Source organism: Capnocytophaga sp. CM59, from assembly GCF_000293175.1.
Classification (GTDB): Bacteria; Bacteroidota; Bacteroidia; order Flavobacteriales; family Flavobacteriaceae; genus Capnocytophaga; species Capnocytophaga granulosa.
In genome coordinates, this window is record NZ_ALNN01000045.1 from 44,387 (window position 1) to 51,938 (window position 7,552).

Genomic DNA, 7,552 nt, shown 5'->3' on the forward strand with positions numbered 1-7,552 from the left:
AGATACAAAAATTAAATTATCCAAAGAAATAAATCGTCGTTTTTTACAAAAATCTAAAGAAATAATTCGCTGTTTTCTGAGAAAATCCAAAGAAATAATTGTCTAATTACCCAACAGTCTCATTCCTCCAAAGCACGCTCCTACTCCCAGTCCTACACTGCCTACCACGTAAAGAGTAGCTTTTAGATATTCATGCTGCTCTAATAGCTGTACAGTTTCGAGTGAGAAAGTGGAGAAGGTAGTAAAACCACCCAAAACGCCTGTCATCAGTAATAAAGGCAGAAGAGACTCCCCTACCCTATTTTTAAAGTAGCTATACAGCAGCCCTATCAAAAAGCAGCCTAAGACATTCACCAACATAATACCTATGGGAAATGCCCATTCTCGTCCTACCTTACTAAAAACTCCTGAGAGTATATAGCGTAAGGCTCCACCTACAAAGCTACCCAATCCTACAAATAGTATTTCTTTTGTCATTTTCTTGATTTTTAATACCCTCTTGGTATGAGTTTGTCATAAACAAACTATATTTTCTCCTACATACTCTGCTGTTGTATTCACTGGCTTTGTGGGAGAAAAAATATAATTTGCTTACATATAACTCTCTTTATTTATCAACGCAAATTCTGCACAATCTTCATATGATATATACAGAATCCACTTCATATCTTGAGATAGAAAGTAATGATGTTCAGGTATATTATCTAATATATCTACAATGACTTTATCTAAATATTCAAATGAGAATATATAGGTTAGGTTCGATACATTATCTCCCATATAAACCACTTTTTCATCTGGTTTTATACCTACCTTAGTTGCAATATCCCTTATAAAAGGAACAAGTGTTTCATAATCATCAAAAAATATTCTTTGATACTCTTCTAATTGCTCAAAATTAACTCTACTCCCTTTAAAAGGCAGGTTAGCATTCACCTTATCAACATAGATATTAGATTCTATTATTTGAAAATCTCCATTTTCTATATGTTCTTCTAATATTTTGATAAGCTCTAAGTCATAAAAATTCTTTTCCATATACTCAGAACTACATGATAGATTCCTGTACTACCTTTTGGATTTTGGCACGGATATTCTCGGTAATCAACTTTTTGTTCTCGGCGGTAGGAAAAGTACGGTTGGAGAGGAAGACATAAATGGTCTGAGTGGCAGGGTCTGCCCAAGCCAAGGTACCTGTAAAGCCTGTATGACCAAAGCTCTCAGGCGATACACAGCCACAGGTATAGCCTCCCTGTCCAGGAAGTTGCGGTTTGTCAAAGCCCAAGGCACGGCGATTGCGTTCAGAGATAAAATAGCTCTTATTGAAAGCATCAAAAGCATTGGCGGAGAAGTAGCGTATCCCTCCGTAATAGCCTTTCTGCAAGTAGAGCTGCATCATCTTAGCCACATCATTGGCTGTACCAAAAAGTCCTGCATGACCTGCTACTCCACCAAGCATAGCTGCTCCTTGATCATTTACATAACCACGGAGAAGCTGTTGGCGGAAGCTCTTATCCTCCTCTGAAGGGGCTATTTGCTCCTTAGGAAAGCGGTCTAAAGGGCGGTAAGTGAGCTGATAAGCCCCCATACTCTTATAGAAATCTTTCTCTACCACCTCATTCAGCGGTTTGCCCTTGGTATTCTCTATATATTTTTGAAATAGATAATAAGAAAGGTCGCTATAAAGGTATTTTTTTTGCTTGATAAGGTCACTTTTCGCAATAGATTGTAGGATAGTATCACGATAATGATCTGTGATAAATATATTTTCGGCCACTTGAGTTGGATATTTGGGTGTAAGTGTGGAGTTATAGATATCAGAAGAGAGTACTTTGGTCTTTGTATCCATGGTTCTACGATAGAAAGGCAGCCAAGCCTGTAATTGTCCATAGTGAGAGAGTGCCTCCTTGACAGTGATATCGGCTTTATTGGTACCACTGAGCATAGGAAGCAGCGTAGAGAGGGAGGCATTGAGCTTTATTTTCTGTTTGTCATATAGGTCAATTAGCTCAGGCAGGGTAGAGAGAATCTTGGTCAGTGAAGCCAAGTCGTATAAGGTATTATTGGTTACCTGTTCGGCGTTCTTATCATAGGTACAGCGGCCAAAACTCTTCTGATAGACCACTACCCCATTACGTGCTACTAATACTTGAGCCGACGGGGTCATTTGCTTTTGAATAGCTTCGGTTACTATAGAGTCTATCTTGTAAAAATTTTTCGAGTTCAACCCCGCATTCTCAGGCAAACCGTAGGCCAAGCGATTGAGGGATTTGGTAGGTAGGTTACGACCAAAGAGGATACTCTTATGAGCAGTTACCGGCAAGACACCCTCAAAAGGAATCGCCCCATAGATGAGTTGGGCTGCTTTCTGCTGCGCAAAAGGTACATTCTGGTAGGCCACTACTACAGCCGCAAAATGGCTGAGGTCTGGCAAGTCCAAAAGGGCATAAGGTTTGGTAAAGATAGAGAGTATCACTTCCTTTTTCTCCTTGACTATATTTTGGAGAAGTGCCAACTCCTGAGCATTGAACTTATATTCTGCCCAAGGAGAGGCGCCAGAGCGGTGCAAACCAATGATAATACAGTCGTAGGGTGCCATTTCTTTCTTGAGTGCCTCCCATGAACCACTCTTGAGCTGTACTACGTCCTGATAATAGCGTAAATTCTTGAAAAACTCCCACCCTGAATCATCACCAAACTTGATATATGCAGTCTTCTTAGTATCTAAGTTCTTTAGTGGCAGTACATTTTTAGGGTTTTGGGCTAAGGTAATGGCCTTCTCATAGATTTTTTCTACAAGTAGGTCGTCCTCCTTGGTATTAAGGTCTTGGGTAAGGTTGGTTAGTGACACAGGTTTGTACTTATTAAGTCCTGCCCAGTACTTAGCTTTAAGTATCTTTTTCACCGAATGTGCCAAGCGGTATTCGTTGATCTCTCCTTTCTCGTAAGCCTTCTTGAGTGCTTCTATCCCTTTGATAGGGTCGGAGGACATCAAAAGGATATCATTACCCGCCAAGAAAGCCTGTAGATCCACTTGGGAAGACTCGGCATAGTCGGCCACGCCCTTCATCCCCAAGGCATCGGAGAAGATGAGTCCTTGGAATCCCATTTGCTGCTTGATCAGTCCAGAGACCACTTTGTAGGAGATAGAGGTAGGCTTGCCCTCATCTAAGGCAGGTACATTCAGGTGACCTACCATAAGGGAGGCCACTCCTGCACTGATAAGCTGTTGGAAGGGGTAGAACTCGGTACTCTCCAAGCGTTCGCGAGAGAAAGAGACAGTAGGGAGGGTCTTATGAGAATCCTTTTCGGTATCCCCATGACCAGGGAAGTGCTTGCCACAAGCCAATACCCCTACACTCTGCATGCCCTTGGTGAGAGCTACGCCTTTCTGGGCAACATTGAACTTGCTTTCGCCAAAGGAGCGGTTGCCTATGATAGGATTTTTTGGATTGGTATTGATGTCTATATCAGGAGCAAAATCAATATGCACTCCTAAGCGCTTGCAGTGTTGGGCGATACGTTTGCCTGTTTGCTCCACCAAGGCATTGTCCTTGAGGGCACCCAAAGTCATATTCCACGGAAAGGCATAAACGGAATCAAGGCGCATAGCCAATCCCCACTCAGCATCCATAGCCACCAAGAGCGGTGTTTTGGCCATAGACTGGAACTCATTGGTAAGTTTTGCCTGAGCCACAGGGGAACCTTTGGAGAAGATAATCCCTCCGATATGATATTTCTTAATCAAATCCTTGATAGGTTTCTGCTGCTTGGCTGTATGCGAACTAAAAGCCTGAACCATAAATAGTTGTCCTATTTTTTGATCCAAGTTCATGGAGTTATACAGGCTATCCACCCAGCGTGTTTGTGCTTGTTCGTCTTTGGTACGAAGTGGGTCTATCTGCTGAGAGAAAGCTACCAAAGAGGAGAAAAACAGTAAGAAAAAGAATCTCATTTTGCTTTTTATTTTAAAGGGCAAAAATAAGGAAAAATACCCCCCATAGCAAAAACTACTTTTAAACAAAACGAAAGGGAGAATTGCTAATAATAAAAGGATAATTTGCCAACAATAAAAGGGCGAATTGTCATTCGCCCCTACAAATTAACAATTAACCATTAACAATTAATCATTATTTAAAGAGTTCATTTATTTGAGTAATCGCCTCTTCGAGGTTGTTGGAGCTAGTAAGTGCCACAATACTAGTACCTACGATGACCCCATCGGCATATTGGCGCATCTGCGCTACATCGGCATGGGTCTTGATACCAAAACCTAAGGATACAGGTAAGGAAGTCTGGGATCTCACTCGCGCAATAAACTCCTGAAGACGTGGCAGATCCACTTGTTTGCTTCCTGTAACCCCCAGAGAGCCAATTGCATATACAAAACCATCACCTAAGGAAGCAATAGAGGCGATACGCCCCTCGGAAGTTACACTCACTAGTGGAATAAAAGCAATATGGCGCGCTCTAAGCTTTTCTACCAGCTCTTGCGCTTCTTCATAGGGAAGGTCGGGGATAATCAGCCCGCTGATACCTACCTCTGCACATTTCTGCAAAAAGGCATCTACCCCATAAGCAAAGACAAGATTGTAATAGACCAAGAACACTAAGGGTTTATGTATGGTGCCTTTTACCGAAGCGAGCAGGTCAAAGACTGTATCGGTAGTTACTCCTGCTTGGGAGGCAGCAAAAGAAGCCTGAGAGATGAGCTTGCCATCGGCCAAAGGGTCAGAGTAAGGAATACCTATCTCCAAGATGTCTATGGCTGTTCTATCCAAATTGGAGAGGAACGATTTGGTAAAATCCACAGAGGGATAACCTGCCACAATGTAACCTATATTAACCTTTTCTTTTTCACTGAAAACAGTAGCAATGGTATTCTTATTCATATTTTTCTCCTTTTAATACTGAAAAAACGGTGTGCATATCCTTGTCACCCCTACCTGATACATTTACCACAATGGTTTGCTTTTTATCCTTAGGAAGCGTTGGACACAATTTGTCTAAATAGGCCAAGGCATGCGCACTCTCAATAGCTGGAATAATACCTTCCTTACGAGTGGTCAGTAGCAGCGCATTCATAGCCTCCTCATCGGTAATAGGAACATAGTGAGCTCTTTTAGTTTGGAACAAATAAGCATGTTCGGGGCCTATTCCTGGGTAGTCCAATCCTGCTGAGATAGAATGTACAGGACTTATCTGTCCGTACTTGTCTTGCAGAACATAGGTTTTCATTCCATGAATAATTCCCTCGCGCCCTAGGGTAAGAGTAGCCGCATGTCTCTCGGTATCTATACCCTCGCCCCCTGCTTCAGCTCCATAGAGCTCGGTAGAGGTATCGTCCAAAAAGCCTGAGAAAATGCCTATCGCATTGCTTCCGCCACCTACACAAGCTATGATGTGGTCGGCATGCTTGCCCAAAGCGGTGAGCTGCTCACGTGCTTCACGACCTATCACTGACTGGAAGTCTCTTACGATCGTCGGATAAGGGTGTGGCCCCACGGCAGAACCTATCACATAGAAGACTGTTTCTATCTCAGCCACCCAAGACTGTATCGCTGCTGTGGTAGCCTCCTTGAGCGTTTTGAGGCCGTCCTCTATGGCAACCACCTTAGCCCCCAAAAGCTCCATACGGAAGACATTCAGTTGTTGGCGCTGCATATCCACGGCTCCCATATACACCTCACACTCAAGCCCTAAGAGTGCCGCCGCGGTAGCGGTAGCCACTCCATGTTGGCCTGCTCCTGTCTCGGCAATTACTTTTTTCTTACCCATACGTTTGGCCAAAAGTACTTGACCTAAGGCATTATTGATCTTATGTGCCCCTGTGTGGTTGAGATCTTCTCGCTTAAGGAAGATATCATGTCCGTAGTGCGCACTGAGGTTCTTGGCATAATATAAGGGTGTAGGACGACCTACATAATTCTTGAGCAAATCCTCCAATTCTGATTGGAACTGAGGGTCACCTTTAGCTTTCTCGTATTCTTTTTCCAACTCTATTAGGGCAAACATGGCCGTTTCGGGTACATATTGCCCTCCAAAGTTTCCAAAGTAGGCTTTTTTTGTCATATTATTAGGCTATTTATTGTATTTATGTATCTTTTTTATTAGTTTTTCTATCAGGGAGCGGCTTTTTCTGTCACCTTGCTCCACTTTGCTATTGACATCTATAATTGTAGGCTTATAGCGGAGCGCTTCTCGTACATTCTCCTCTGAGACGCCACCGGCCAAGATAAAGCTATAGGAAGGAAGCCCCTCCAATAGTTGCCAATTGAAAGCAAAGCCATTACCCCCTTCGGCGGCTCCCTTGGTATCTAATAGGGGAAAGGTAATATTGGGTAGATAATCACCCAACTCAGGCAACTCTCCCCATACAGGAAAGGCTTTCCACACCTCTATTCCCTTAGCAGCCAGCGTCTTGCAAAAGTCGGCAGACTCCTCTCCATGCAGTTGTACCACATCTATCCCTGTAAGGCGTATCGTATCCATTATTTGTTCAAGAGGTGCATTGACAAAGACCCCTACCGTCCGCTTCCCTTCGCTATGGGCTACTTCGGTGATCTCTTTGGCCAATGTCATAGAAACACAACGAGGACTTTTGGGAGCAAAGATACACCCAAAATAATCAATAGGCAAGTCCTTCAAGTCCTGTATCTCCTCCAAACTACGAATGCCACATATCTTCAAAGCTGTTTTTTCCATTAGAATAAAAGTCCTTTCATGAGTGCTTCCCCTATAAGGAGTGCATCTACTCCCAAGGTCTTGGCATAACGTACATCGTCCTTTGACAGATAACCGCTTTCGCTGACCACCAAGAGTGAAGAGCGTTGTCCTTCTGGAATTTGGGATAGCAGTCGCTCGGTAGTTTGCAAGGAAACCTCAAAGGTATTGAGGTTGCGGTTGTTGATTCCCAATAGCTTCAACTGAGGGATACGCAATGCTCTTTGCAGTTCAGCCTCATCATGTACCTCCACCAGCACGTCCATTTGTAAGTCGTAGGCCAAGGCATGGAGTGCCTGTAACTGCTCATCGGAAAGCATTCTCACTATCAGCAAGATAGCCGAAGCCCCTAAGAACTTAGCCTGTGCTACCTGAAAAGGGGTATAAATAAAGTCCTTTCTTAGTATAGGTATTTGAGGGAAAGCCGTTACTACCTGAGGGATAAAGGTGTTATCTCCTTTGAAATAAGCCTCTTCGGTCAATATAGAGAAAGCCGCCACCCCATGCTCCACATAGTGAGCCGCTTGCTTTAAGAGGTCAAAATCCTCAAGGGCTATCTGTCCCTTGGAAGGAGAAGCCCGCTTGATCTCTCCTATGATACGTATGCCTTCTTGTGCCAGCGCCTTAAAAAAAGAGGGGCGCTCCACAGAAGTGAACTCTCGCTGGAGTTGTAGGTCTCTTTGCTGTTTTATTTGTAATAATATATCCAAAGTAATTGTTAATTATCAATTGTTAATTGTTAATGCAATTCTATCGTTAAGATACAAATTTGCTAACTTTCTAAGACGCAATAAATTGCGTCTTAACGAATTAGATTATACAGATATTT

The 7,552-nt window shown here is 43.1% G+C and carries 7 protein-coding genes; all 7 read right to left on the reverse strand.

The features are described 5' to 3' along the window. Positions 1 to 102 precede the first annotated feature (102 nt). Positions 103 to 477 carry a fluoride efflux transporter CrcB gene (gene crcB / locus HMPREF1154_RS10075; RefSeq protein WP_009642476.1) on the reverse strand — a complete coding sequence of 125 codons (375 nt, stop codon included), beginning with the start codon at positions 475 to 477 and terminating at the stop codon, positions 103 to 105. Between the two features lie 114 nt (positions 478 to 591). Then, entirely contained in the window at positions 592 to 1,038 is a 447-nt protein-coding gene (locus tag HMPREF1154_RS10080) for a hypothetical protein (RefSeq protein ID WP_009642452.1), read from the reverse strand. 10 nt (positions 1,039 to 1,048) lie between these two features. Further along, complete coding sequence (locus HMPREF1154_RS10085; protein ID WP_009642486.1) at positions 1,049 to 3,955, reverse strand: glycoside hydrolase family 3 N-terminal domain-containing protein; 2,907 nt, start codon at positions 3,953 to 3,955, stop codon at positions 1,049 to 1,051. A gap of 175 nt (positions 3,956 to 4,130) precedes the next feature. After that, entirely contained in the window at positions 4,131 to 4,892 is a 762-nt protein-coding gene (gene trpA, locus HMPREF1154_RS10090) for a tryptophan synthase subunit alpha (protein WP_009642461.1), read from the reverse strand. After that, positions 4,885 to 6,072, reverse strand: coding sequence for a tryptophan synthase subunit beta (gene trpB, locus HMPREF1154_RS10095; protein WP_009642474.1), 1,188 nt, complete (start codon positions 6,070 to 6,072; stop codon positions 4,885 to 4,887). Before trpB ends, trpA begins: the two co-directional genes overlap by 8 nt. 9 nt (positions 6,073 to 6,081) lie before the next feature. Further along, positions 6,082 to 6,705, reverse strand: coding sequence for a phosphoribosylanthranilate isomerase (locus HMPREF1154_RS10100; RefSeq protein WP_034567320.1), 624 nt, complete (start codon positions 6,703 to 6,705; stop codon positions 6,082 to 6,084). Then, a complete protein-coding gene (gene trpC, locus HMPREF1154_RS10105) occupies positions 6,705 to 7,433 on the reverse strand; it encodes an indole-3-glycerol phosphate synthase TrpC (RefSeq protein WP_009642451.1) in 729 nt (242 codons plus the stop codon). The genes HMPREF1154_RS10100 and trpC overlap by 1 nt, the downstream gene beginning before the upstream one ends. Between the last annotated feature and the right edge of the window lie 119 nt (positions 7,434 to 7,552).